The sequence below is a fragment of the Streptomyces sp. NPDC091272 genome, assembly GCF_044757485.1.
GTDB lineage: Bacteria > Actinomycetota > Actinomycetes > Streptomycetales > Streptomycetaceae > Streptomyces.
In genome coordinates this window covers 328,739-354,502 of sequence record NZ_JBIVVC010000007.1, presented here as the reverse complement: position 1 = coordinate 354,502, position 25,764 = coordinate 328,739, and the positions used below count along the sequence as shown (strand labels likewise).

Below are 25,764 nucleotides of genomic sequence, written 5' to 3'. Positions count from 1 at the left end.
ACTTCCCGCTGTGCGCTCACAGACTCAGCTCCGGGTGGAGACGATCCAGCGTCCACACCTGCTTGCGCCGTGCCGACAGCGCCGTCAGGGCGAGCGCGCCGAAGGTGAAGGCGGCCAGCACCGCACTGCCCGTCCAGACCGGTTCCAGGGGACCGCCCGAGATGAGCCTGCGCAGCCCCTCGACGACGTACGTCATGGGCAGGAACGGGTGGATCGCGTTGAAGAACGGCGGCGACGTCTGGACCGGGTAGGTGCCGCCCGCCGACGTCAGCTGGAGCATCAGCACGGCGAGCACCAGGATGCGTCCCGCCGCACCGAAGCGGGCGTTCAGCCACTGCACGATCGCGGAGAAGCAGCACGTCACCAGGGCCAGGAAGGCCAGCGTCCCGGCGGTGCGCGCCATCTGGAGGCCGAGTCCGAAGTGGAGCACGGACATCAGCGCGGCGATCTGGAGCACCCCGAGCGCCGCGACCGGCAGCCAGCCCGCGAAGGCGATCCGCCAGGCGGAGGCTCCGGCGGCCAGCGCACGCCGGTTCAGCGGCTGGATCAGCATGTAGGCCACCATCGCGCCCACCCACAGGGACAGCGGGATGAAGTACGGGGCGAACCCGGTGCCGTAGTTGGGCGCCTTGTGCATCGACTGCGAGGCGAGCTTCACCGGGTCGGCCATCACCTCGGTCCGCTTGTCCCGGGCGTCCTTGTCGTAGTCGGGGATCTTGGCCACGCCGTCGTGCAGCCCGACCGCCAGCTTCGAACTGCCGTCGGCGAGTTTGAACAGACCGCCGTCCAGATCGCTCGCCCCCGTCCTCAGCCTGCCGACGCCCTTGTCGAGGTCGGAGGCACCGGTACGGGCCGAGGCGAGGCCTGTGTGCAGCTTGGCGGCGCCCTGGGAGACCTTCTGGGCACCGGAGTTGAGCGCGTTGACCTTGGCGACGGCGGACTTCAGGTCGTCGTCCAGGTGCGGTGCCTCGCGGACCAGGGCCTGCGACTTGGTCCGCAGATCCGCGAGCCGTCCGTCCAGCGTGGTCAGGTCGCCCTTGTTGGCCCTGACCGTCGCGTCGACGTCGGCCGCGACCTTCGCAGCGTTCGCCGCCGCCGTCACACCCCTCTTGAGGGCGGGGCAGACGCGCGCCCTGACCGCGGTGTCCGGGGCGGTGGCCTCGCCGTCGGCCGGATCCACGCAGAACTCCTGGTGCACGGCGGCCAGGTCGTCCGAGGCCGCGCGTGCGTCCTTCGCGGCCACCGGGGCGCCCTTCACCAGGGTCTCCAGGTGGTGGCGGGCCGCCTTCGCGGAGTCCGCGACCAGCTGGGCGGCGCGGGCGATCGATCTGCCGTCGTCCTGGAGGTAGGGGCGGACCTGGCCCGCGACCTTGTTGACCTTCTGCGACAGCTGCTTGGTGCCGTCGGCGACCTGCCGGGAGCCGGTCGCGAGGTCCGCGGCGCCCTTGTCGAGCCGCTTGATGCCGCCGGACAGCTCCCCGCTGCCGTTCTTGGCGTTCTTCAGCCCCTTGGCGAGGTCCTGGGAGCCCTTCTTCGCCTTCCCGATGCCGCCCTTGAGGTCGCCCGCGCCCTTGGCCGCCTTCTCGGTGGCGTCGTGGATGTCGGAGAACGAGATGAAGATCTTGTCGAGGAAGGTGCGCGAGGCGTTGGTGGACGCGGCCGTGCGGACCTCGGAGAACACCGTGCGGGAGATCTGCCCGACGATGTAGTTGTTGGAGTCGTTGGTACGCACCTGGAGTGCGCCGGTCTCCGGAAGGTCGCCCGAATTGGAGGCGATCCGCTCGCTGAAGTCCGACGGCATGGTCAGGGACAGGTAGTACGAACCGTTCTCCACCCCGTCCTTCGCCTCGTCGGCGCCGACCTCCTGCCAGTCGAAGACCTTGCTGTCGCGGAGTTTCCCGGTGATCTCGTCACCGGCGGCGATCCTCTTGCCCGCGACGGTCGCCCCCTTGTCGTCGTTGACGAGCGCCACGGGGATCTTGTCGAGGCGCCCGTACGGGTCCCAGAAGGACCACAGGTACAGCGCGCCGTACAGCAGCGGCAGCAGCAGGAGAGCCACCAGCGCGGCCCTCGGCATCCTGCCCCTGCCGAACCTCTTCAGCTCAAGAGCGGCCAGTTTCGGCGAGCGCATCGGCCGCCCCCTCCTCGGTCGGGTCCTGCGTCCTTGACCTGCTGTGCGCGTCGTGCGCGTCGTGGGACACGGTGCTGATCCGCAGCGCGTCCTCGGGCGGCTCGCTGCACACCGCGAGCACGGTCGTCCCCGCCGCCGCGACGGATCGCAGCAGCTCCCACGCCTGCGCACGCTCCTCGTCGGACAGCTTCAGGTCCGCGTCGTCGACCGCGAGCAGCCGCGGCGTCGCCATCAGTGCGAGGCCGACGGACAGCCGCAGGGCCTCCAGCCGCTCCAGGTCCCGTACGGACGTCCGCCCGCCCTTCGCCAGCGTGGCGAGGTCGAGCCCCGCCGCCGTCAGCGCCGTCTCGATCCTGGCCCGAGCCGCGGCCCGCCGCACCGAGGGGCGCCGTAGCAGCGACCGCAGCGAACCGTCGAAGCGGCGCTGCAGCAGGGCCCGTTCGCGCAGGTGCTCGGCGACGGTGAAGGCGGGGTCGAGCTCGTTGACCCCGGCCACCGGGCCCAGCGCGCTGAGGCGCCGTACGGCCGTCATCTTCTTAGGCAGCGGCAGTCCGCCCACCTCGGCGCGGCCTTCGGTGGCACGCATGCGTCCGGTGAGCGCGAGCAGCAGACACGTGCGGCCGGTCCCCGAAGGGCCCACCACCGCGACGAACGACCCGGCGGGCGCGGTGCAGTGCACCCCGCGGAACGCCCAGCCGCGCGGGCCCTTGAGGCCGAAGTCCACTGCGGTCACCGCTGCCCCGGTGTGCGGGCTGTCCACGCACCCTCCCCCTTTTTTTGAACTGACTGGTCAGTGCAAAAGAGTATGCGCTACGGCTCTCGGGGTAAAAGGGCAGGTCAGGAAGGATTGTCAGTGGCGTGCCTCACAGTGGGGCACATGCGGCCAGTGCGCCGTTGACCCGACGACAGGAGGCTTGTCATGGCTCGACCTGGTGTCCACGCCGATACTCACTCCGACGTCCACCCGGTGCAGCGCCGCTCCACGGCGCCGCCGGCCGCCCTCGACCTGCTCGCCCAGGCCCGTCAGGGACTGGAGGAGGCCGCCGTCACCGCTGCAGCCCACGAGCGGTACGCCACTGCCCACCTGGCGGCGCTGCGCACCGCCGCCGCGGTCCTCGCCGCCCGGGGCCGCCCCGAATCCACCCCTCGCCGCAGGCAGCGGATCCGCAGCGCCTGGGAGGTGCTGCCGGAGACCGCGCCCGAACTGACGGAGTGGAGCGCACTGTTCGCCTCGGGCGCCGAGCGCAGGGCCCGCGCCGAGGCGGGCATATCCGCCGCGGCGAGCGCCCGGGACGCCGACGACCTGGTGCGCGACGCCGCGATGTTCCTGCGGCTCGTCGAGCGGATGCTCGTACTCCAGCCGGTGCTGCCCCGGGCCCGGGAGGAGGAGGCGGGCGCAGGACCCGTACAGGCGGGGTGACCTGGGCGGGGCCCGGGGCCCATTAGGCTGGACGGAGCCTTGACCGCGGGGTTGCCCGCACCGTTCGCCCCGCACTGTTCACCGAGGAGTCAATGCCGTGTCGGAATCGATGCGCCCCCGCGCCTCCCTCCGTACCGCCGTGGTCTGGGAGGTCCTCAAGGACGCCCTCGACCGCCGCGTCAAGGAGACCGGCCGCGACACCCTGGACGTCCTCGACACCGGAGGCGGCACCGGCAACTTCGCGGTGCCCGTCGCCCAGCTCGGCCACCGCGTCACCGTCGTCGACCCCAGCCCCAACGCCCTGTTCGCGCTGGAGCGCCGGGCCGCCGAGGCCGGGGTCGCCGACCGGGTCCGAGGCGTCCAGGGAGATGCGATCGGCCTGTTCGACGTGGTGGAGCGCGAGGGCTACGACGCCGTCCTGTGCCACGGCGTGCTGGAGTACGTCGACGACCCGGCCGAGGGCCTGCGCAACGTGGTGGCGGCGCTGCGCCCGTCCGGCACCCTCAGCCTGCTGGCCGCGGGCAGCGGCGGCGCCGTCCTGGCCCGCGCCCTGGCCGGCCACTTCAACGAGGCCCGCACCGCCCTCACCGACCCGGCGGGACGCTGGGGCGAGGGCGACCCGGTGCCGCGCCGTTTCACCGCCGAACAGCTCATGGAGCTGGCGGGCGGCGCGGGCGTGGACGTCGGCGCCGTGCACGGCGTCCGGGTCTTCGCCGACCTGGTGCCCGGCGTCCTGGTCGACACCGAACCGGGCGCCATGGAGGCCCTCCTGAAGCTGGAGGCCGCCGCCGCCGAGCTCCCCGCGTTCCACGCGGTCGCCACCCAGCTGCACGTACTGGGTGCCAAGCGCGCCGCCGCCTGAGCCCTCGGAACGCGTCACGGCGGCCCCTGAGCACGTCCGGAGCAACACCTGGGCCCCCGTCGAACGGCCCCCCGACGGGGGCTGATCAGGGACGGGGCCGGGTAGGAGTCAGGTACGGAGTCCGCCGCAGGCCCCCCGATCCGCGTCCGGGCCCCGTATGATCGGAGGACACCGTCGGCATGACGGGTCGGCCGTTGGGGAATGCACGCTTCAACAGCCAAGCCGGCACGGCGGCCCGGGATTGGCGAAATGGCGTAGAGGGCGGGTTTCACGGGGGCGATTCCCTGCCTATTCTGAAAGGGCCGCATCCGGTCGCCCCCCGCGACCGACGAGTAGGAGGACTCCGTGCCGCTCTCGGAGAACGAGCAGCGAATGCTCGAGCAGATGGAGCGAGCGCTGTACGCCGAAGATCCCAAATTCGCGACAGCGCTTGAGGGAAACGGGCTGCGTACGTACACCCGGCGACGGGTCTACCAGGCGGTCGCAGGCTTTCTAGTGGGAATCGTGCTCCTCATGGCCGGAATGGTCGCCCAGCAGATCTGGGTGAGCGTGGTCGGCTTCCTTGTCATGCTCGGCTGTGCGGTCCTCGCGGTCACCGGCTGGCGCAAGGCTCCCAAGCCGGGCGAACAACCCGTGCCCGGAGCGGCGGCCGCAGGCCGCCAGGAGCCCAGGCAGCGCCGCTCGGTGATGAACCGCATCGAACAGCGCTGGCAGCGCCGCCGCGACGAGCAGGGCGGCTGAGCACGGCACGGCGGCAGCGGACCCGCTGACCGAAGCGCCCAGCCGCATGGAGCGCGGGCGCGACGCGGGCATGCGGGGCGGGTGTGACGCGGGCACGCAGGGCGGACGCGATACGCGGGCACGCAGGGCGGGTGCGACGTGGGCACGTAGGCGGGCGGACGGTGCGGACGCACTGAGCGGACGCGGACGCGCGGGCCCTGGCGGGGCCTCAGCTGTCCGCAGACACGAGCGGTGCGCACAAGCGAACGTGTGAGGGGCGGCCCCCGAGGGGACCGCCCCTCACGCATGTCCCCGCCACCAGCTGGCTGCGAGCCTGGGAGCATTCCCGGGCCGCCGGCCCTCCCGACCCCCGGCCTCCAAGCCTCGCCTCCGGGCCTCCGGAGGCCGCCGGTCTCCCGACCCCGGGCCGCCGGTCTCCCGACCCCGGGCCGCCAAGCCTCGCCCCCGGGCCTCCGGGGCCTGCGGGCACCCCGCCCCCAGCACCCCCGCATCAAGCCCCGCCGCACTCACTCACCCCCGCTGTCTGGCCGCCCTGCGTCGGATCGTCGCCGACCAGCCGTCCAGTCGGGGCCGAAGTGCCGACCACCGGGCGGTGAGGGCTGCCCGGTGTGCGGAGAGGGCCCAGACCACCCGGACGGACGAGCGGGGCAGCAGCAGTGCGCGGAGCCGGGTCCGGCGGCTCGCGGACTCCCGCAGGCCGGCCCGTACCCGGTGCACGTCGTCCACCAGCCCACTGCTCGCCTGCGGCACCGGCGCGTACAGCACCTGTTCCACCGCGCCCGCCGCCCGGTGCGCCGCCTCCGCGGCAGGGCCCGTCAGCGAGCCCAGCCGGACGATGCGCGCCGCCGTCCTGCGGGGCGTCTGCGACTCGTCGGGCGGGATGCCCAGGTCCCACGCCGAATCGGTGATCTCCCGCCAGGCGGCGAGGGTCCGCCCCGCCGCGTCCGTGGGCGTGCGTCCCGAGGAGCCGAGCCGCCCTGCCCGTACCCGGGTCCGCCACAGCAGGGGGAGCGACGGCACCAGGACGAGCGCCAGGGCTCCCAGCGCGATCGCCAGAACCGTGCCGGCCGGCGGGCCCGTGTCGGTCGGGCCCGCCGCGCCTGGCTGGGCGCTCTGACCGCAGTTGCCCTGGCGCCGCTCGGCGGCCGGACAGCTGTCCGAGGGCCTCGGCGCCGCGGACGGCGCGGACGACGCCCCCGCCGACGGCTGCGCCGGGTCGCTGGCCCCGCCCGACGGAGCCTCCTGCCGGGTGTACGCGGGCGCGGTGCCCCGGGTCGGGGTCGGCTCGAAGCGGGTCCAGCCGAGACCCTCGAAGTACAGCTCGGGCCAGGCGTGCGCGTCCCGCAGCCCCACCGACATCGTGCCGTCCGGCTTCACCGTGCCCGGGGTGAAGCCCACCGCGACCCGCGCCGGGATGCCCAGCGTCCGCGCCATCGCCGCCATCGAGAAGGCGAAGTGGACGCAGAAGCCCTCCTTCTGCTCCAGGAAGCGGGCGATGGCCTTGGAACCGGTGCCCGACTGCACCTGGGTGTCGTAGGTGAAGCCACCCTCGGAGGCGAACCAGTCCTGCAGGAGGACCGCGCGTTCGTAGTCGTTCCCGGCGGCCCTGGTCACCTCGCGGGCCGTCTGCCGCACCACGGGCGGCAGGTCCGCGGGCACCCTGGTGTACTCCCTGCGCAACCCGGGCGAGGCCTGCGGGGCCGCCACCAGGTCGTCCTTGGTCGGCTGCACGGCCAGGCTGCGGACGCTGTACTTCACCCCGCTGGTGGTCTGGCCCCCGTCGCCGATCAGGGTGCGGCCCTCCGGCTCGTACCGCCAGCGGCCGTCGATGTCGACCTGCGACGCGGGGAACGGCATCGGCAGCCAGATCTGCGAGTACGACCCGGCCGCCGAGATGTTGGTGGAGATCTCCGTGGCGGGGACGTCCGGGTTCAGGCCCGCGGGGCGGGGGAGCGGGCTCGACACCTCACGGAGCTTGCGCTCCGAGGACTTCCACGCCGTGCCGTCGAACTCGTCCAGGGCCAGCAGCCGCAGATACATGTCCTGCGTCTGCGGCGCCGTCGTGCGGTAGCGCAGCACCTCGCGGTCGACCGGCTGGTTGAGGCTCTCCTGGAGGGAGACCACCGGGTTCACCGCGGAGATCGTGCCGCCGCCCCCACCGCCGCCACGGCCCCCGCCCGTGCCACCGAGCAGACCGCCGTCCAGGGCGGGCAGCAGGGCGGGAACCAGCAGGGCAACGCCCAGCGTGAGGACGCCGATGCGCCGCCCGGTACGGACCGGGGCGAGCGGCGATCCGCTGCCCGCGTCCAGCGCGCCCGCGCCCTGCCGCGCCCCGCCGGGCGCTGCCCCGCCGAACACCCGCCCCCACTGCGCGAGGCGGTCCCGGCCCTCACTGACGAGCAGCAGCAGATAACCGGACGCGGCCAGCAGGAAGTACAGCCAGCTCGCACCGCCGCCCGAGAGGCCCGCGGCCACCGAGTACAGGGCGAGCAGCGGCAGTCCGGCCGGCGCCGCGCTGCGGAACGTCACCGCGAGGGTGTCCACCGCGAGGCCGATCAGCAGCACCCCGCCGATCAGCATCAGCCGGATGCCCTCGGACGCCGGCGCCGGAATGGCGTACCTGTTGATGTCGGCGGCGCCGGTGCTCAGCAGCCGGCCGAACTCCTCGACGGCCTCCGGGCCGGGTAGCACCCCGAGCACCGCCTTCGTCCCCGTGAACAGCAGGGTCATCAGCAGCATCGAGACGAGCAGCTGCACCGCCACCGTCAGCGCCCTGGCCAGCGGCACCCGGCGCGTGAGCGTGCCGACCCCCGCCTGCACGGCCAGCAGGACCGCCGCCGTGACGATCCATCCGGCGTCCGTCACCAGCGGGATCAGCGCCGCGGACGCCATCAGGGTGGCCGCGAACGCACAGAGCGTCATCCGCCCGCGCCCGCTCACGACCAGCCCCCCGAGATCCCCGACATCCCCGATGTTCCCGTCCTCATGCTCTTCGTCCCGGCGCCGCCGGTGCGCTGCGCCTCCGCCTGCCGCCACATGTCGGGCAGCGGCGCCCCTGGCGGTACGGAGACCGCCGTCCAGCCCGCGTCCCGCAGCAGCCGCAGCCGCTCCTCGGCCCGCTCCCGCGACGCCTGCGCCGGGTCCCCGCCCTCGGTCCACAGCGTGCTGTCCGTGACGAACGCGACCGCCCCGCCGCTGCGTTGGCGCATCTGCGCGGCCACGGCCGCCTGTTCTTCGTCGAGATCGCCGAAGAAGGCGATCAGCAGGCCTTCGTTGCCACCGCGCAGCACCTCGTACGAGGGGGAGAGACCGCCGCCCTCCGAGTGCCCGACGACCGCCAGGGTGTCCATCATCAGCCCGGCCGCGTCCGCCGACTCCTGGGTGGCGCCCGCGAACCCGCCCCCGCCGTCCCCCGGCACCGAGGTCCCGTCGTCCGTCAGCAGCCGTACCGAGAAGCCCCGTTCGAGCAGGTGCACCAGCGAGGAGGCGGCTGCGGAGACCGCCCACTCGAACGCCGAGTCGGGACCGGCCCCCGCGTAGGCGGAGCGCCGGGTGTCGAGCAGTACCGTGCAGCGGGCCCGCTGCGGCTGTTCCTCGCGGCGCACCATCAGCTCGCCGTGGCGCGCGGTGGAACGCCAGTGCACCCGGCGCAGGTCGTCGCCGTGCCGGTAGCCGCGCGGAATGATGTCGTCCTCGCCGGCCAGCGCGAGCGACCGCAGCCGCCCGTCGCCGTACCCGTTGGCCTCGCCGGTGAGGCGTACCGGAGGCAGCGCCTCCACCCGGGGGATCACCGTCAGCGTGTCGTACGCGCTGAACGAGCGGCTCAGCTCGCACATCCCGAACGGGTCGGTCAGCCGCAGCTGCAGCGGCCCCAGCGGATACCGCCCGCGCAGGTCGGAGCGGACCCGGTAGGACACCTCGCGCCGCCCGCCCGCCTCCACCTTGTCCAGCACGAAGCGGGGGCGCGGCCCCAGCACGTACGGCACCCGGTCCTGGAGCATCAGGAGGCCGGTGGGCAGCCGTGAGACGTTCTCCATCCGCAGGTGCACCCGGGCCTCGGAGCCGGCCGGCACCCGGGCGGGGGTCAGCCGGCGGCTGCCCGCGACCCGGTAGCGGGTGCGGTACAGCACGATCACGCACATCAGCGGCAGCACCGCGAGGAGCAGCCCCACCCGCAGCAGGTCCCCCTGGCCCAGGATGTAGGCGCAGGCCCCCGCGGCCAGTCCCGCCGCGAGGAACGAACGGCCGCGCGTGGTCAGGCCGGACAGCGCGGCCCGGAAGCCGTTCCGCTCCCCGGGCTCGGCCTCGGGGCCCGCCCCCTGCATCACAGCGGCCGGCCGCCGGGGGTGCCGTACGGCGGCACGGGAGTGCCGCCGCCGGTGGGCACCGGGGTCCGCTGCAGGATGTCCAGCACGACCTGCTCGGAGGTGCGCCGGTTCAGCTGCGCCTGCGCGGTGGGCAGCAGCCGGTGCGCGAGGACCGCGACCGCCAGGGCCTGTACGTCGTCGGGCAGCGCGTAGTCACGGCCGCTGAGCGCGGCGGAGGCCTTGGCGGCCCGCAACAGGTGCAGGGTGGCCCGGGGCGAGGCGCCCAGGCGCAGGTCGGGGTGGTTGCGGGTGGCGCCGGTCAGCTCCACCGCGTACCGCCGGACGGCGTCGGCGACGTGCACCGTGCGGACGGCGTCGATCAGCTTCACGATGTCGTGCGCGTGCGCCACCGGCTGGAGATCTGCCAGCGGGGAGATCCCGCCGTGCACGTCCAGCATCTGCAACTCCGCCTCGGGGGAGGGGTATCCGATGGAGACGCGGGCCATGAAGCGGTCGCGCTGGGCCTCGGGGAGGGGGTAGGTGCCCTCCATCTCGACCGGGTTCTGGGTGGCCACCACCATGAAGGGGCTGGGCAGTTCGTAGGTCTGCCCGTCGATGGTGACCTGCCGCTCCTCCATGGACTCCAGGAGAGCGGACTGGGTCTTGGGCGACGCGCGGTTGATCTCGTCGCCGATCACTATCTGCGCGAAGATCGCACCCGGCTTGAACTCGAAGTCGCGCCGCTGCTGGTCGTAGACCGACACCCCGGTGATGTCGGAGGGCAGCAGGTCCGGCGTGAACTGGATCCGCCGCACGGAACAGTCGACGGATCTCGCCAGCGCCTTCGCCAGCATCGTCTTGCCCACGCCCGGCACGTCCTCGATGAGGAGATGGCCCTCGGCGAGCAGCACGGTCAGCGAAAGCCGTACGACCTCAGGCTTGCCCTCGATCACAGCCTCCACCGACCCGCGGATCCGCTCCGCGGTGGTGGTCAGATCTGCGAGGCTCGCTCGATCGTCATAGGTCGTCACCCGGCCCTCCTCGGCCCTTTCGGGCCGGCGTCACGACGACGCGAGCGGCCCACCCCGAAACACGGACACACGGCCGGAGGGTCCCGGCCGGGTGTCCTGCACGCATTCTTGTTGCCGTTACCGCTTCGTGTCACTCGCCTGTGGACAAGTGAATGCGAAATGCCGGAGTTGGGGCTTTTTTGTGCCGGAACAGGCCGGTCCGGGCCGGGTCAGGCCGGGTCGATCTCCCGCAGCAGCCCCTTCTTGACGTCGAAGACGAAGCCGCGCACGTCGTCGGCGTGCAGCAGGAAGGGCGAGGTCCGCACCCGCTGCATCGACTGCCGGACGTCCTTGTCCACGTCGCGGAACGCCTCGACGGCCCAGGAGGGACGCTGACCCACCTCGTCCTCCAGCTCGTGCCGGAAGTCCTCGGTGAGGCTCTCCAGACCGCAGTTGGTGTGGTGGATGAGTATGACGCTGCGGGTGCCGAGCGCCCGCTGGCTGATGGTGAGGGAGCGGATCACGTCGTCGGTCACCACGCCGCCCGCGTTGCGGATGGTGTGGCAGTCACCGAGTTCGAGGCCCAGCGCGTCGTGCAGGTCGAGCCGGGCGTCCATGCAGGCGACCACGGCGACCCGCAGCACGGGACGCGCGTCCATGCCGGGGTCCTCGAAGCCGGCGGCGTACCGCTGGTTGGCCGCGACGAGGCGGTCGATGACCTTGGGGTCGTCGGAACCGTCGGAGAAGGAGGGGGAAGTCGACATGCCTATGACGTTAATGGTCACAGCGGGTCCGGGCCCGCCGGGGCGGCGGAAAAGAACGTCAACGGGCCCGGTTGTGAGCTAACCCACAGGCCTTTCCCAAGGGGTGGATTCCTTGCTTCGTACGAGTGAACATCCGGCCCGCCGGTCTGTCGCGGGCACGGCGCGCGGTGCGCCGCCCGTTGATTGACCGTGCGGGCCGGTGGACTAAAGTGACGCGTTGTACGAAATCCAGAAGTTCCCCGCGCGCGGCGCTACTGCTCCTTCACCACGACGTACGGCCCGGCCTCCGCCCGCTCGTCGCCGGCCCCCGCGGCCGGCTCCCCTTCCCGAGCGGGTGGGGACCTGGCCGTACGTATCCGGGAGTCACGACGTCGCGCGCCCCTGTCTGAGAGGGCGCATGAGCCAGTCCCGACACGTCCCGGTGATGCTCCAGCGGTGCCTGGACATGTTGGCCCCGGCCATCTCCGAGCCAGGAGCGGTCGTCGTCGACTGCACCCTCGGGCTCGGCGGCCACAGCGAGGCACTGCTCACCCGGTTCCCCGGGATCCGCCTGATCGGCCTGGACCGGGACAAGGAGGCGCTGCGGCTCTCCGGCGAACGCCTCGCCCCCTTCGGTGAGCGGGCCACCCTCGTGCACGCGGTGTACGACGAGCTGCCCGAGGTGCTGGCCACGCTCGGTCTGCCGCGCGTGCAGGGCGTCCTGTTCGACCTGGGTGTCTCCTCCATGCAGCTCGACGAGGCGGACCGCGGCTTCGCCTACGCGCAGGATGCCCCGCTCGACATGCGGATGGACCAGTCGACCGGGATGGGCGCGGCCGAGGTCCTCAACACGTACGCGCCCGGCGAACTGGTGCGCATCCTGCGCCAGTACGGCGAGGAGAAGCAGGCCAAGCGGATCGTCTCCGCGATCGTGCGCGAACGCGAGAAGGAACCCTTCAGCAACAGCGCCCGGCTCGTCGAGCTGATCAGGGACTCGCTGCCGCAGGCCGCCAAGCGCACCGGCGGCAACCCTGCCAAACGCACCTTCCAGGCCCTGCGCATCGAGGTCAACGGGGAGCTGGACAGCGTGGAGGCCGCCATTCCGGCAGCCGTACGGGCGATCTCGGTCGGCGGCCGGGTCGTGGTCATGTCGTACCAGTCCCTGGAGGACCGCCTGGTGAAGCAGGTCTTCGCCGCAGGCGCGGCCAACACGGCGCCGGCCGGACTGCCCGTCGTGCCCGAGCGCTACCAGCCGCGCCTGAAGCTGCTGACCCGCGGCGCCGAACTGCCCACCGAGGAAGAGGTCGCCGAGAACCGCCGGGCTGCTCCCGCCCGGCTGCGCGGCGCCCAGCGCATCCGGGAGGAAGAAGCCGAGTGAGCGGACCGGCCAAGCAGGTGCGGGGCCAGCAGTTGAGAGGAAGGGCCGCGAGGCTCTCCGAACTGATGCCCTCCGGGCCCCCGCAGGCGGCCCGCGCCCCCTTCGTGCTGCTGGTCGTGGTGCTGCTCGGCGGCGGACTGATCTGTCTGCTGATGCTGAACTCGGCTCTCAACGAGGGCTCGTTCAGGCTGAACGACCTCAAGAAGCAGACCACCGAGCTCACCGACGAGCAGCAGGCCCTCCAGCGCGACGTCGACGACCGCTCGGCCCCCGGCGCCCTGGAGCGCAGGGCCCGTGAGCTCGGCATGGTTCCCGGCGGCCCCCCGGCCTTCCTCGGCCCGGACGGAAAGGTCCGTGGCGAGCCGAGCGAGGCCCCGCCGCCGGAGCAGGCCGCCGAGCCCGTGACACCGCAACGTGCCCCCGTCGTACCGTCGTCGCCCGTGAACTCGCAGGCCCCCTCCGCGTCCCGGGCCCCGTCCTCGACCCACTCCGCCCCCACCCCGCCGGCAGCCGCCGGAACGTCTTCGCCCGTACGGCAGACCCCGACGACCTCCGGCAGGTGACGCAGTGCCCCCGACGAAGGAACCACCGCGCCGAAGGATCCCCGCGCCGGGCCGCCCGGCCGCCCGGCGGCCCGCCGCCCGCCCCGCCACCAAGGCCAAGACGCTCCGGCTCGGCAGCCCCAAGCCCCGGCTGCGGCTGGTCAGCCTCGGGCTCGCGCTGGTGATGCTGGCCTTCGTCGTACGGCTGTTCCAGGTGCAGGCCGTCGACGCGGCCACGTACACCGACAAGGCCGAACGGCAGCGCCAGGCCCGGCACACCCTGACCGCCGAGCGCGGCGAGATCACCGACCGCAGCGGCATCGCGCTCGCCACCAGCGTCGACGCGCACGACATCACCGCCGACCCCTGGCTGTACACCCCGGGGCAGGCCAAGATCGCGGACGCGCCGCAGCAGGCCGCCGCGATCCTCGCCCCGATCCTCGGCAGGCCGCCCGCCGAACTGGCGAAGAAGCTCTCCACACCCAAAACGCGGTACGTGGTGCTGGCCCGCCGTCAGACCCCGCAGGTCTGGAAGCAGATCAAGGACCTCAAGAGCGTGTACGGGGACCGGGCCGCCGCCGCCAACAAGCGCAAGCCCGAATCGGCCGTCAACCTCCTCGGCGGCATCCTCCAGGAGCCCAGCAGCACCCGCGTCTACCCCAACGGGGACCTGGCCGCCGGGATACTGGGTTACGTGAACGCGGCGGGCCGCGGCGCGGGCGGCCTGGAGGTCCAGCTCGACAAGGAACTCGCGGGCCGGGACGGCGAGGTCACCTTCGCCCAGGCGAACGGCCGCCGGGTGCCCACGGCGGGCGGCAACGAGACCCCCGCCGTGCCCGGCTCCGACATCGAGCTCACCATCGACCGCGACATCCAGTGGGCCGCGCAGAGCGCCATCGAGACACAGGTCAAGAAGTCCAAGGCGGACCGCGGTTACGTCATGGTGCAGGACACGCAGACCGGCGAGGTCCTCGCCATGGCCAACGCGCCCGGCTTCGACCCCAACGACCTCTCCCGGGCGAGCTCGGCCGCGATGGGCAACGCCGCCCTCCAGGACGCGTACGAGCCGGGCTCCACCTCCAAGATCATGTCGATGGCCGCCGTCCTGGAGGAGAAGACCGCCACCCCCGCCACCCACGTGGTGGTCCCCAACCGGCTCAAGCGGGGCGACCGGCTGTTCAAGGACGACGTCGACCACCCGACCTGGAACCTCACCCTCAACGGGGTCCTGGCCAAGTCCTCCAACATCGGCACCATCCTGGCCACCGGACAGCTCGGCGCCACCCAGCCCGAGTCGAACCGGATCCTCCACTCGTACCTGACGAAGTTCGGCATGGGCCGGCGCAGCGGTCTCGGCTTCCCCGGCGAGACGTCCGGGATCCTGGCCCCGGCGGACCGGTGGAGCACCTCGCAGCAGTACACGATCCCGTTCGGCCAGGGGCTCTCGATCAACGCGATGCAGGCCGCCTCCGTGTACTCCACGATCGCCAACGGGGGAGTGCGGATCGAACCCACCCTCGTACGCGGTACGAAGGGCCCGGACGGGCGCTTCACGCCCGCCCCCGCCCCGAAGAAGACCCGGGTGGTCAGCGGGCCGACGGCCAGGACCCTGGCCAAGATGCTGGAGTCGGTCGTCGACGACGAGGAGGGCACCGGGACCAAGGCACGCATCCCCGGCTACCGGGTCGGCGGCAAGACCGGCACGTCCAACCGGGTGGATCCCGAGACGGGCCGCTACAAGGGCTACACGGCGTCCTTCGCCGGCTTCGCGCCCGCCGACAAGCCGCGGATCACCGTGTACTGCGCCATCCAGAACCCCACGCAGGGCAGTTACTTCGGCGGACAGATCTGCGGCCCGATCTACAAGCAGGTGATGGAGTTCGCCCTGAAGACCCGCCAGGTCGCCCCGACCGGCGGCGCACCCGCCAGACTCCCGGTCTCCTTCACTCCGGGCTCCTGAACATCACCCCGGGCTCCTGAAGCCGCAATTCCGGCCGAGGGCCGGGCGCGACACTCCCGCCGGGGACCTGTCCCGGACTTCCGGCCGAATGGCCGGATCCCGCCCCTGGCCGGGGGCGGGACCCCGCACCGGCAGGGCCCGGCCCGCGGGCCCGGCGCGGCCCCCGGACCCGGGCCCGCCCTGCCACCGCGCCGGGATCCGCCCGGCTCCCGCACCGGAATCCGGCCGGGGCCGGCCGCCCGGATCCGCGGACCGCCACCACATTCCCCCGTACCGAAGCGGAAACCCTCAGTGACAACCCTCACCAACGACTCCGGAAAACGGGTTGCGCAGGCCCCCTGCTTTCGCCCGGAGCCCGGTCCGCCGGGTACGCTCACCGCCGTGCCACACGCTGATCAGTCCCAAACCACCCAGAAGGACGCCCCGGTGAACTACCCCGGAGCGCCCAGGCCGGACCGGGTCCGCCCGACGACCCTCGGGGAGCTGGCCGAACGGCTGGGCATCGCGTCCCCAGGACCCGGGGAGACCACCGGAATCACCCACGACTCCCGCGCGGTCCGCCCCGGCGACATCTACGCGGCCCTGCCCGGCGCCCGCTTCCACGGCGCCGACTTCGCCTCGCAGGCCGCCGAGCTCGGCGCCGCCGCGGTCCTCACCGACCCGGCGGGCGCCGAACGTGCCGCCGCGACCGGGCTGCCCGTGCTCGCCGTCGAGAACCCGCGCGCCCGCATGGGCCAGCTCGCCGCCGACATCTACGGCAACCCCGGTCTCGACCTGCTCCAGATCGGCATCACCGGAACCTCGGGCAAGACCACCACCGCGTACCTCGTGGAGGGCGGTCTGAAGGCCGCGGGAGACCTCCCCGGGCTCATCGGCACGGTCGAGATGCGGATCGGCGACGAGCGCATCAAGTCCGAGCGGACCACCCCCGAGGCCACCGACCTCCAGGCCCTGTTCGCGGTGATGCGCGAACGCGGCGTGAAGTCGGTCGCCATGGAGGTCTCCAGCCACGCCCTGGTGCTCGGCCGGGTGGACGCCTGCGTCTTCGACGTCGCCGTCTTCAACAACCTGAGCCCCGAGCACATGGAGTTCCACTCCGGCATGGAGGACTACTTCCAGGCGAAGGCCATGCTCTTCACCCCGGAGCGGTCCAGGCTCGGTGTCCTGAACTTCGACGACGAGTACGGCCGCAGGCTGGTCACCGAGGCCACCGTGCCGGTGATCACGTTCTCCGCCGAAGGCCACCCGGACGCCGACTGGCGCGCCGAGAAGGTCGAGGTCGGCCCGCAGTCCAGCACGTTCACCGTGACCGGGCCGCAGGGCGAGCACCTGCGCGCCACCGCGCCGCTGCCCGGCCCGTTCAACGTCGCCAACACCCTCGCCGCGATCGTCACCCTGGCCGCCGCCGGGTACGACCCGCAGACCGCCGCCGACGGCATCGCCGCCGTTCCCGGCGTGCCGGGCCGGCTGGAGCGCGTCGACGCGGGCCAGGACTTCCTCGCCGTCGTCGACTACGCCCACAAGACGGACGCCGTCGAATCGGTGCTGCGCGCCCTGCGCAAGGTCACCGAGGGCGAGTTGCACATCGTGCTCGGCTGCGGCGGCGACCGCGACCGGCAGAAGCGCGGCGCCATGGGCGCGGCCGCCGCACGCCTCGCCGACACCGCCGTACTGACCTCGGACAACCCCCGCTCCGAGGACCCCCTCGCGATCCTCGCGACCATGCTCGCGGGCGCCGCCGAGGTGCCGGCCCACCAGCGCGGCGACGTCGCCGTGTTCGAGGACCGGGCCGCCGCCATCGCCGAGGCCGTCGCCCGCGCCAAGACCGGTGACACCGTCCTCGTGGCGGGCAAGGGCCACGAACAGGGCCAGGACATCGCCGGAGTGATCCGCCCCTTCGACGACCGCAAGGTGCTGCGCGACGCCATCGAGCGCCGCCGGCACGAGATGGGATGAAGCAGTGATCGCCCTCTCCCTCGCCGAGATCGCCGACCTCGTCCACGGGCAGCCGCACGACATACCGGACAGTGCGGTCACCGTCACCGGTCCTGTCGTGATCGACTCCCGGCAGGTCGGCCCCGGCAGCCTCTTCGCCGCGTACGTCGGTGAACGCGTCGACGGCCACGACTACGCGCAGCGCGCCGTGCAGGCGGGCGCGGTGGCCGTCCTGGCCACCCGCCCCGTCGGGGTGCCCGCGATCGTCGTGCCCGACGTGACCGAGGCGCTCGGCGCACTCGCCCGCGCCGTCGTCGACCGCCTGGGCACCGACGTCGTCGCCCTCACCGGCTCCGCGGGCAAGACCAGCACCAAGGACCTGGTCGCCCAGCTCCTGGCGCGCAAGGCCCCCACCGTCTACACGGAGGGCAGCCTCAACAACGAGATCGGCCTGCCCCTCACCGCCCTGCGGACCGCCGAGGACACCCGGCACCTGGTCCTGGAGATGGGCGCCCGCGGCATCGGCCACATCCGGTACCTGACCGAGCTGGTCCCGCCGCGCGTCGGCGTGGTGCTCAACGTCGGGACCGCGCACGTCGGCGAGTTCGGCAGCCGCGAGAACATCGCGGTGGCCAAGGGCGAGCTGGTCGAGTCGCTGCCCGCCGAGGGGGTCGCCGTGCTGAACGCGGACGACCCGCTGGTACGCGAGATGGCTTCGCGCACCAAGGCGCGCGTCCTGTACTTCGGCGAGTCCGAGAGCGCCGACGTACGCGCCTCCGCGGTGCACCTCACCGAGGACGGCCGCCCGTCCTTCACGCTCCACACACCCTCCGGGTGCAGTGACGTGACCATGCGGCTGTACGGTGAGCACCACGTGTCGAACGCGCTCGCCGCGGCCGCCGTCGCCCATGAGCTGGGCCTGTCCGCCGACGAGATCGCCGAGGCGCTCTCCGGGGCGGGGTCCCTCTCCCGGTGGCGCATGGAGGTCACCGAGCGGCCCGACGGCGTGACGGTTGTCAACGACGCCTACAACGCGAACCCCGAATCCATGCGAGCCGCCCTGCGCGCGCTCGTGTCCATGGGCAAGGGGCGGCGTACGTGGGCGGTGCTCGGCCAGATGGCCGAACTCGGGGACACCTCGCTCGTCGAGCACGACGCGGTCGGACGGCTCGCCGTCCGGCTCAACGTCAGCAAGCTCGTGGCAGTCGGGGGCAGGGAAGCGTCCTGGCTGCAACTGGGCGCCTATAACGAGGGTTCGTGGGGTGAGGAGTCGGTGCACGTGTCCGACACGCAGGCGGCGATCGACCTGTTGCGCGGGGAACTGCGGCCGGGAGACGTCGTGCTGGTGAAGGCATCCAGGTCGGTCGGTCTCGAATCGGTCGCCCAGGCACTGCTCGAACCCGCCACCGAGGGTGAGGTCGCAGGCGCATGAGCCAGATCCTCTTCGCAGGGGCCATCGGCCTCTTCCTGACGCTCATCGGCACACCGCTGCTGATCAAGCTGCTCGCCCGCAAGGGCTACGGGCAGTTCATCCGCGACGACGGGCCCCGCGGCCACCACGGCAAGCGCGGTACGCCGACGATGGGCGGCATCGCCTTCATCCTGGCCACGCTCATCGCGTACGCCCTGACGAAGGTGCTGACCTCCAGTCAGCCCACCCTGTCCGGCGGGCTGGTGCTGTTCCTGATGGCGGGCATGGGCCTGGTCGGGTTCCTCGACGACTACATCAAGATCGTCAAGCAGCGCTCGCTGGGTCTGCGCGCCAAGGCCAAGATGCTCGGCCAGCTGATCGTCGGCATCGCCTTCGCGGTGCTCTCGCTCAACTTCGCCGACGCCCGCGGCCAGACCCCGGCGTCCGACCGGCTGTCCTTCGTCACGGACTTCGGCTGGGCGATCACGCCCGTGCTGTTCGTGGTGTGGGCACTGTTCATGATCCTCGCGATGTCCAACGGCGTGAACCTCACCGACGGCCTCGACGGACTGGCCACCGGCGCCTCCGTGATGGTCTTCGGCGCGTACACCTTCATCGGGCTGTGGCAGTTCCAGGAGTCCTGCGCCAACGCGACGAGCCTCACCAACCCCAACGCGTGTTTCGAGGTACGGGACCCACTGGACCTCGCGGTCGTGGCCTCCGCGCTGATGGGCTCCTGCTTCGGCTTCCTGTGGTGGAACACCTCGCCCGCCAAGATCTTCATGGGCGACACCGGCTCGCTGGCACTCGGCGGCGCCCTCGCCGGCCTCGCGATCTGCTCGCGCACCGAGCTGCTGATGGCCATCCTCGGCGGGCTCTTCGTCCTCATCACCATGTCGGTGGTCATCCAGGTCGGCTCGTTCAAGATGACCGGCAAGCGGGTCTTCCGGATGGCGCCACTGCAGCACCACTTCGAACTCAAGGGGTGGTCCGAGGTCCTTGTGGTGGTCCGCTTCTGGATCATCCAGGGCATGTGCGTGATCGTCGGCCTCGGTCTCTTCTACGCAGGATGGGCAGCGGGCAAGTGACCTCCCGGGACACCTGGAACGGCAAGCACGTCACCGTCGCCGGCCTCGGCGTGAGCGGCGTCAGCGCCGCCCGCGCCCTGGCCGGCCTCGGCGCCCGCGTCACCGTCGTCGACGGCGGCGACAGCGGCGCCCACCGGACCCGCGCGGCGGAGCTGGAGGCCGACGGCGTCGCCGTGCGCCTCGGCGACGCGGACAGCCTCCCCGAGGGGACCGCCCTGGTCGTCACCTCACCCGGCTGGAAGCCCTCCAGCCACCTCTTCGCACACGCCGCGGCTGCGGGCGTCGACGTGGTGGGCGACGTCGAGATCGCCTGGCAACTGCGCGGCCCCGGCGCCGCGCCCTGGCTCGCGATCACCGGCACCAACGGCAAGACCACCACCACGCAGATGCTCGCGTCGATCCTCTCCGCGGCCGGCCTGCGCACCGCCGCCGTCGGCAACATCGGCACCCCGATCATCGACGTGGTCCTTCAGGGCGAGAAGTACGACGTCCTCGCCGTCGAGCTCTCCAGCTACCAGCTGCACTGGGCGCCCTCCCTGCGCGCGCACTCCGCGGCCGTCCTCAACCTGGCGCCCGACCACCTCGACTGGCACGGCTCCATGGACGCCTACGCCGCCGACAAGGGCCGCGTCTACGAGGGCAACCAGGTCGCCTGCGTCTACAACGCCGCCGACCCCGCCACCGAGCACCTGGTCCGCGAGGCCGACGTCGAGGAGGGCTGCCGCGCGATCGGCTTCACCCTCGCCACCCCCGGCCCCTCCCAGCTGGGCATCGTCGACGGCATCCTGGTCGACCGCGCCTTCGTCACCAACCGGCAGAAGAACGCCCAGGAGCTCGCCGAGGTCTCCGACGTGCGCCCCGCCGCCCCGCACAACCTCGCCAACGCCCTCGCGGCCGCCGCGCTGGCCCGTGCCTACGGCGTGGAGCCCGCGGCCGTACGGGACGGTCTGCGCGCCTTCCGGCCGGACGCGCACCGCATCGAGCACGTCGCGGACGTCGCCGGCGTCGCGTACGTCGACGACTCCAAGGCCACCAACACGCATGCTGCCGAGGCGTCCCTGGCCGCGTACGACTCCATCGTCTGGATCGCCGGGGGGCTCGCCAAGGGCGCCACCTTCGACGAGACGGTGAAGAAGTCCGCGAAGCGCCTGCGTGGCGTCGTACTGATCGGCGCGGAGCGTGCTCTCATCCGCGAAGCCCTGGCGCGACACGCGCCCGAGGTGCCGGTGGTCGACCTCGACCGGACCGACACTGGGGCGATGTCGGCGGCGGTCCGCGAAGCGGCTGCACTCGCGGGGCCCGGGGACACGGTGCTGATGGCCCCGGCCTGCGCCTCGATGGACATGTTCGCCAACTACAACAAGCGCGGCGAGGCCTTCGCCGACGCCGTACGCGAACTGGCTGAGACCCGGCCGTAGCAACCGCCCCAGGCGCCGCGCCCCGGCTCATCAGCGCAACTGTTGTCGGAGGGGACCATCGAGATGCCGGCCACGGCCAGAAGAACGTCAGGCACCCGCCCCGCCGCCCCGCGCGGCCGGGCGACGGTGAGCCGTCCGCGCGGCCCCGGCGGTCCCCGCAAGCTGTACGAGCAGCTCCGCAGGGCCTGGGACCGGCCGCTGACGGCGTACTACGTGATCCTCGGCAGCGCGCTGCTCATCACCGGGCTCGGCCTGGTGATGGTCTACTCCGCGTCGATGATCAAGGCGCTCCAGCTCAACCTGGTCAGCTCGTACTTCTTCCGCAAGCAGTTCCTGGCCGCGCTGATCGGCGCCGTTCTCCTGCTCGCCGCGGCCCGGATGCCGGTCAAGCTGCACCGCGCGCTCTCCTACCCGCTGCTGGCGGGCACGGTCTTCCTGATGGCGCTGGTCCAGGTCCCCGGGATAGGGCACGCGGTCGGCGGCAACCAGAACTGGATCTCGCTGGGCGGCCCCTTCCAGCTCCAGCCGAGCGAGTTCGGCAAGCTCGCGCTGGTCCTGTGGGGCGCCGACCTGCTGGCCCGCAAGCAGGACAAGCACCTGCTGGCCCAGTGGAAGCACATGCTGGTCCCGCTGGTGCCGGTCGCCTTCATGCTGCTCGGGCTGATCATGCTCGGCGGGGACATGGGCACGGCGATCATCCTCACCGCGATCCTCTTCGGGCTGCTGTGGCTGGCGGGTGCGCCGACCCGGCTGTTCGCCGGGGTCCTCGGCTTCGCCGGATTCCTGGGCTTCGTCCTGGTGAAGACCAGCTCCAACCGGATGGCCCGGCTCGACTGCGTACTCAGCACGGAGATGGGCCCCGAGGGGCAGTGCCAGCAGGCGGTGCACGGAATCTACGCGCTCGCGTCCGGCGGCTGGTTCGGATCCGGGCTGGGCGCGAGTGTGGAAAAATGGGGCCAACTCCCGGAGCCGCACAACGACTTCATCTTCGCCATCACAGGTGAGGAACTGGGTCTGGCGGGCACGCTGTCGGTACTCGCCCTGTTCGCGGCCCTAGGCTATGCGGGTATCCGCGTGGCCGGACGCACGGAGGACCCCTTCGTGAGGTACGCAGCGGGAGGTGTGACCACCTGGATCATGGCGCAGGCCACGATCAACATCGGTGCGGTGCTCGGCCTGTTGCCGATCGCCGGGGTCCCGCTCCCGCTGTTCTCGTACGGGGGCTCGGCCCTGCTGCCGACCATGTTCGCCGTGGGGTTGCTGATCGCCTTCGCGCGTCAGGACCCGGCGGCGCGGGCCGCACTGGCCATGAGGCGGCCCGGGACGAGATGGAAAACGATGAGACGGCGCGTCAAGAAGCGTCCGTCCGGAGAGCGGTGAATTTCGGTGCATGTCGTACTCGCCGGTGGGGGGACCGCCGGCCACATCGAGCCCGCGCTCGCCCTCGCGGACGCCCTGCGCAGGCAGGACCCCACCGTGGGGATCACGGCGCTCGGCACGGAACGGGGGCTGGAGACCAGGCTCGTACCCGAACGCGGCTACGAGTTGGGTCTCATCCCCGCCGTGCCGCTGCCGCGCAAGCCCACGCCCGAGCTGATCACCGTCCCCGGACGGCTGCGCGGCACCATCAAGGCCGCCGAGCAGATCCTGGAGCGCACCAAGGCGGACTGCGTCGTCGGCTTCGGCGGCTACGTGGCGCTGCCCGGCTACCTCGCGGCCAAGCGCCTCGGCGTGCCGATCATCGTGCACGAGGCCAACGCCAGGCCGGGCCTCGCCAACAAGATCGGCTCGCGGTACGCGGCGGCGGTCGCGGTCTCCACGCCCGACAGCAAACTGCGTAACGCCCGGTACATCGGCATCCCGCTGCGCCGCACCATCGCCACCCTCGACCGGGCCGCCGTACGCCCGCAGGCACGCGCCGCGTTCGGGCTCGACCCGAACCTGCCGACGCTGCTGGTCTCCGGCGGCTCGCAGGGTGCCCGCCGGCTCAACGAGGTGGTCCAGCAGGCCGCCCCGTACCTCCAGCGGGCAGGCATCCAGATCCTGCACGCGGTCGGCCCGAAGAACGAACTGCCGCGCGTGGACAACATGCCCGGAATGCCGCCCTACATCCCGGTACCGTACGTGGACCGGATGGACCTGGCGTACGCGGCGGCCGACATGATGCTCTGCCGTGCGGGCGCCATGACCGTCGCCGAGCTCTCCGCCGTCGGGCTGCCCGCCGCCTACGTCCCGCTGCCCATCGGCAACGGTGAACAGCGGCTCAACGCCCAGCCGGTGGTCAACGCGGGCGGCGGACTGCTGGTGGACGACGCGGCCCTGACCCCCGAGTGGGTCCAGGGCAACGTCCTGCCGGTGCTCGCCGATCCGCACCGGCTGTACGAGATGTCGCGCGCGGCCGCCGAGTTCGGCCGCCGGGACGCCGACGAGCTTCTCGTCGGCATGGTTTACCAGGCGATCGCAGAACGCCGGGCCGGCTGACCGGCCCCCGACGCAGGAGGCGACACCCACGTGGCCGGACCGACGACCCGCGAACGCGGCAGCGACGAGAAGTCGGGCCCGGCCGCGCCCCGGCCGCCCCGCAAGGAACGCGGGGACGGGCGGCGGCGGATCTCCGTCGGCCGCCCGGTGGTTCTCGCGCTCGCCCTTTCGGTACTGCTCGCCGGTGGCGCGGTCTGGGCGCTGTACGGCTCCGAATGGCTGCGGGTGGAGCAGGTGAAGGCCAGCGGGACCCGGGCCCTGACACCCGACGAGGTGGTCGCCGCCGCCGCGGTCGTGACCGGGGTACCGATGATTTCCGTCGACACGGGAGCCATCGAGGACCGGCTCCGCGAACAATTGCCCCGGATCGACACGATCGACGTGGTCCGGTCGTGGCCGCACGGAATCGGTCTCAAAGTGACGGAGCGAAAGCCCGTGCTCCTCATCGAGAAGGACGCGAAGTTCACCGAAGTGGACCGGGAAGGTGTGCGGTTCGCCACTGTGACGAAAGCTCCTGCCGGGGTACCTGTTCTCGAACTGGCGGCACAGCGCTCCCCGAGCCTGCGTCGCTTCGGTGAACAGCGGCTGCTGGACGAGGCGGTGCGCGTCACCGTTGAGCTTCCGACGGCCCTGGCCCGTAACCTGACGGCGGTGAAAGTGACTTCGTTCGACTCGATCACCCTGGGACTCGGCCGCGGCCGAACTGCCTTCTGGGGCAGTGGCGAGGAGGGTGCGGCCAAGTCGCGCGCGCTGCTCGCTCTCATGAAAGCGGCACCCGAAGCGGGACACTTCGACGTAAGTGCCCCCACCGCCCCGGCGGCGAGCGGGAGTTGACGGCCATTCGGCCAGGCCAGCCCCCTGGTTGGTCATCGATATGGGTGATCACATAGGGTGAAAAGAAAAACGGGAGGTTCGGCGTGTTCGTTGAACGCGCACCACTTGTCGACTTAGTGTCCTGTTCGGAAGAGTCCAAGGAACAGACACACTGGTAACCCTAAACTTCAGCGTTAGGGTTCGGGTCGGCGTTCGGACCGTCCCAAATCGGCATCAGTCGTCGCGGCGCTGCAAACTCCGTGGCGGCACGTAAATCGAGGCGAGAGGCCTTCGACGTGGCAGCACCGCAGAACTACCTCGCAGTCATCAAGGTCATCGGTGTCGGCGGCGGTGGTGTCAATGCCATCAACCGGATGATCGAGGTCGGTCTCAAGGGCGTCGAGTTCATCGCGATCAACACCGACGCGCAAGCGCTGTTGATGAGCGACGCCGACGTCAAGCTGGACGTCGGCCGTGAACTCACCCGAGGCCTTGGCGCCGGCGCCAACCCGGACGTCGGCCGGAAGGCGGCAGAGGACCACCGCGAAGAGATCGAAGAGGTCCTCAAGGGGGCCGACATGGTCTTCGTGACGGCAGGCGAAGGCGGTGGCACCGGAACCGGTGGCGCCCCCGTCGTCGCCAACATCGCCCGCTCGCTGGGCGCCCTGACGATCGGTGTGGTCACCCGCCCGTTCACCTTCGAGGGCCGGCGGCGCGCGAACCAGGCGGAGGACGGCATCGCCCAGCTCCGCGAAGAGGTCGACACCCTCATCGTCATTCCCAACGACCGGCTGCTGTCGATCAGCGACCGTCAGGTCTCGGTCCTGGACGCCTTCAAGTCGGCCGACCAGGTCCTGCTGTCCGGTGTCCAGGGCATCACCGACCTGATCACCACCCCGGGCCTGATCAACCTCGACTTCGCCGACGTCAAGTCGGTCATGTCCGAGGCCGGTTCGGCGCTCATGGGCATCGGCTCGGCGCGCGGCGACGACCGCGCGGTGGCGGCGGCGGAGATGGCGATCTCCTCGCCGCTCCTCGAAGCCTCCATCGACGGCGCCCGCGGGGTGCTGCTCTCCATCTCCGGCGGATCCGACCTCGGTCTCTTCGAGATCAACGAGGCGGCCCAGCTGGTCAGCGAGGCGGCCCACCCGGAGGCGAACATCATCTTCGGCGCCGTCATCGACGACGCCCTGGGCGACGAGGTACGGGTCACCGTGATCGCCGCCGGGTTCGACGGCGGTCAGCCGCCGGCCCGGCGCGAGAACGTGCTCGGCGCGGGAGCGGGCAAGCGCGAGGAGGCGGCCCCGGCCACGCGCCCGGCCCCGGAGCCCACGCGGGCGAGCGGCATCGGGTCCGTCCCGGTGCGCGAGGAGGCCCCGGCCCCGGCCGAGCAGCCCGCACCGGTCAACGAGGCACCGGCCCCGCCGGCTTCCCCGCACGTCCCGCCGGCCCGCCCGTCCTACGCGGACAGCGCGGCCGAGGAGCTGGACGTACCGGACTTCCTGAAGTAGTCCGGAAGCCTTC

Annotated in this window: 20 protein-coding genes; 14 read left to right on the top strand and 6 right to left on the bottom strand. The window is 72.1% G+C overall.

Translation table 11 applies throughout. From position 1 onward, the window contains the following. Window positions 1–16 precede the first annotated feature (16 nt). Window positions 17–2,131, bottom strand: a complete 2,115-nt coding sequence (locus ACIQM4_RS21765) for a YhgE/Pip family protein (protein WP_401593921.1) — start codon at window positions 2,129–2,131, stop codon at window positions 17–19. Then, complete coding sequence (locus tag ACIQM4_RS21760) at window positions 2,103–2,891, bottom strand: ATP-binding cassette domain-containing protein (protein ID WP_401593918.1); 789 nt, start codon at window positions 2,889–2,891, stop codon at window positions 2,103–2,105. Before ACIQM4_RS21760 ends, ACIQM4_RS21765 begins: the two co-directional genes overlap by 29 nt. Window positions 2,892–3,050: 159 nt before the next feature. Here ACIQM4_RS21760 and ACIQM4_RS21755 point away from each other — a divergent pair, with 159 nt between their 5' ends. The 3 genes from ACIQM4_RS21755 (at window position 3,051) to ACIQM4_RS21745 (ending at window position 5,154) form a co-directional block, all read left to right on the top strand. Continuing rightward, window positions 3,051–3,551, top strand: coding sequence for an SAV_6107 family HEPN domain-containing protein (locus ACIQM4_RS21755; RefSeq protein ID WP_401593915.1), 501 nt, complete (start codon window positions 3,051–3,053; stop codon window positions 3,549–3,551). A 97-nt stretch (window positions 3,552–3,648) separates the two neighbouring features. Beyond that, entirely contained in the window at window positions 3,649–4,413 is a 765-nt protein-coding gene (locus ACIQM4_RS21750; protein WP_401593913.1) for a methyltransferase, read from the top strand. A gap of 345 nt (window positions 4,414–4,758) precedes the next feature. Beyond that, window positions 4,759–5,154, top strand: a complete 396-nt coding sequence (locus tag ACIQM4_RS21745; protein WP_401593911.1) for a DUF3040 domain-containing protein — start codon at window positions 4,759–4,761, stop codon at window positions 5,152–5,154. Window positions 5,155–5,664: 510 nt separating this feature from the next. Here ACIQM4_RS21745 and ACIQM4_RS21740 read toward each other — a convergent pair. The 4 genes from ACIQM4_RS21740 to ACIQM4_RS21725 all read right to left on the bottom strand — a co-directional run bounded on the left by ACIQM4_RS21740 (window position 5,665) and on the right by ACIQM4_RS21725 (window position 11,235). Then, a complete protein-coding gene (locus ACIQM4_RS21740) occupies window positions 5,665–8,094 on the bottom strand; it encodes a transglutaminaseTgpA domain-containing protein (protein WP_401593908.1) in 2,430 nt (809 codons plus the stop codon). Next, on the bottom strand, window positions 8,091–9,479 hold the full coding sequence (locus ACIQM4_RS21735) for a DUF58 domain-containing protein (RefSeq protein ID WP_401594192.1): 1,389 nt from the start codon (window positions 9,477–9,479) through the stop codon (window positions 8,091–8,093). The genes ACIQM4_RS21740 and ACIQM4_RS21735 overlap by 4 nt, the downstream gene beginning before the upstream one ends. Further along, a complete protein-coding gene (locus ACIQM4_RS21730) occupies window positions 9,479–10,492 on the bottom strand; it encodes an AAA family ATPase (protein ID WP_401593906.1) in 1,014 nt (337 codons plus the stop codon). The genes ACIQM4_RS21735 and ACIQM4_RS21730 overlap by 1 nt, the downstream gene beginning before the upstream one ends. A 209-nt stretch (window positions 10,493–10,701) precedes the next feature. Next, window positions 10,702–11,235 (bottom strand): beta-class carbonic anhydrase, encoded by a 534-nt coding sequence (locus ACIQM4_RS21725; protein WP_401593903.1) that lies wholly within the window; start codon window positions 11,233–11,235, stop codon window positions 10,702–10,704. A gap of 397 nt (window positions 11,236–11,632) precedes the next feature. Between ACIQM4_RS21725 and rsmH the strand changes: the two genes are divergently transcribed. The 11 genes from rsmH (at window position 11,633) to ftsZ (ending at window position 25,751) form a co-directional block, all read left to right on the top strand. Next, window positions 11,633–12,592, top strand: coding sequence for a 16S rRNA (cytosine(1402)-N(4))-methyltransferase RsmH (gene rsmH, locus ACIQM4_RS21720; RefSeq protein ID WP_401593900.1), 960 nt, complete (start codon window positions 11,633–11,635; stop codon window positions 12,590–12,592). 65 nt (window positions 12,593–12,657) lie between these two features. Next, window positions 12,658–13,155: a cell division protein FtsL gene (locus ACIQM4_RS21715; RefSeq protein ID WP_401594189.1), complete on the top strand. Its 498-nt coding sequence runs from the start codon at window positions 12,658–12,660 to the stop codon at window positions 13,153–13,155. Window positions 13,156–13,159: 4 nt separating this feature from the next. Further along, on the top strand, window positions 13,160–15,094 hold the full coding sequence (locus ACIQM4_RS21710; protein ID WP_401593897.1) for a peptidoglycan D,D-transpeptidase FtsI family protein: 1,935 nt from the start codon (window positions 13,160–13,162) through the stop codon (window positions 15,092–15,094). Between the two features lie 291 nt (window positions 15,095–15,385). Next, window positions 15,386–17,050 carry a UDP-N-acetylmuramoyl-L-alanyl-D-glutamate--2,6-diaminopimelate ligase gene (locus ACIQM4_RS21705; protein ID WP_401593894.1) on the top strand — a complete coding sequence of 555 codons (1,665 nt, stop codon included), beginning with the start codon at window positions 15,386–15,388 and terminating at the stop codon, window positions 17,048–17,050. 4 nt (window positions 17,051–17,054) lie between these two features. Continuing rightward, window positions 17,055–18,461 carry a UDP-N-acetylmuramoyl-tripeptide--D-alanyl-D-alanine ligase gene (gene murF / locus ACIQM4_RS21700; protein WP_401593892.1) on the top strand — a complete coding sequence of 469 codons (1,407 nt, stop codon included), beginning with the start codon at window positions 17,055–17,057 and terminating at the stop codon, window positions 18,459–18,461. After that, window positions 18,458–19,528, top strand: a complete 1,071-nt coding sequence (gene mraY / locus ACIQM4_RS21695) for a phospho-N-acetylmuramoyl-pentapeptide-transferase (protein ID WP_401593890.1) — start codon at window positions 18,458–18,460, stop codon at window positions 19,526–19,528. The genes murF and mraY overlap by 4 nt, the downstream gene beginning before the upstream one ends. After that, the gene (murD, locus tag ACIQM4_RS21690; RefSeq protein WP_401593887.1) at window positions 19,510–20,946 is read left to right on the top strand and encodes a UDP-N-acetylmuramoyl-L-alanine--D-glutamate ligase; all 1,437 of its coding nucleotides are present in this window, start codon (window positions 19,510–19,512) and stop codon (window positions 20,944–20,946) included. Before mraY ends, murD begins: the two co-directional genes overlap by 19 nt. A 63-nt stretch (window positions 20,947–21,009) precedes the next feature. Continuing rightward, entirely contained in the window at window positions 21,010–22,326 is a 1,317-nt protein-coding gene (gene ftsW, locus ACIQM4_RS21685; RefSeq protein WP_401593884.1) for a putative lipid II flippase FtsW, read from the top strand. 6 nt (window positions 22,327–22,332) lie between these two features. After that, window positions 22,333–23,427: an undecaprenyldiphospho-muramoylpentapeptide beta-N-acetylglucosaminyltransferase gene (gene murG, locus ACIQM4_RS21680; protein WP_401593881.1), complete on the top strand. Its 1,095-nt coding sequence runs from the start codon at window positions 22,333–22,335 to the stop codon at window positions 23,425–23,427. A gap of 30 nt (window positions 23,428–23,457) precedes the next feature. Beyond that, complete coding sequence (locus tag ACIQM4_RS21675; protein WP_401593878.1) at window positions 23,458–24,261, top strand: cell division protein FtsQ/DivIB; 804 nt, start codon at window positions 23,458–23,460, stop codon at window positions 24,259–24,261. Between the two features lie 275 nt (window positions 24,262–24,536). After that, entirely contained in the window at window positions 24,537–25,751 is a 1,215-nt protein-coding gene (gene ftsZ / locus ACIQM4_RS21670) for a cell division protein FtsZ (RefSeq protein WP_401593876.1), read from the top strand. Window positions 25,752–25,764 lie beyond the last annotated feature (13 nt).

Coding starts and splice junctions, on each gene's coding strand:
- rsmH (WP_401593900.1), top strand. CDS start 11,633: ATGAGCCAGTCCCGACACGTCCCGGTGATGCTCCAGCGGTGCCTGGAC.
- ACIQM4_RS21755 (WP_401593915.1), top strand. CDS start 3,051: ATGGCTCGACCTGGTGTCCACGCCGATACTCACTCCGACGTCCACCCG.
- mraY (WP_401593890.1), top strand. CDS start 18,458: ATGAGCCAGATCCTCTTCGCAGGGGCCATCGGCCTCTTCCTGACGCTC.
- ftsW (WP_401593884.1), top strand. CDS start 21,010: ATGCCGGCCACGGCCAGAAGAACGTCAGGCACCCGCCCCGCCGCCCCG.
- murD (WP_401593887.1), top strand. CDS start 19,510: ATGGGCAGCGGGCAAGTGACCTCCCGGGACACCTGGAACGGCAAGCAC.
- ACIQM4_RS21735 (WP_401594192.1), bottom strand. CDS start 9,479: ATGCAGGGGGCGGGCCCCGAGGCCGAGCCCGGGGAGCGGAACGGCTTC.
- ACIQM4_RS21715 (WP_401594189.1), top strand. CDS start 12,658: ATGCCCTCCGGGCCCCCGCAGGCGGCCCGCGCCCCCTTCGTGCTGCTG.
- ACIQM4_RS21765 (WP_401593921.1), bottom strand. CDS start 2,131: ATGCGCTCGCCGAAACTGGCCGCTCTTGAGCTGAAGAGGTTCGGCAGG.
- ACIQM4_RS21725 (WP_401593903.1), bottom strand. CDS start 11,235: ATGTCGACTTCCCCCTCCTTCTCCGACGGTTCCGACGACCCCAAGGTC.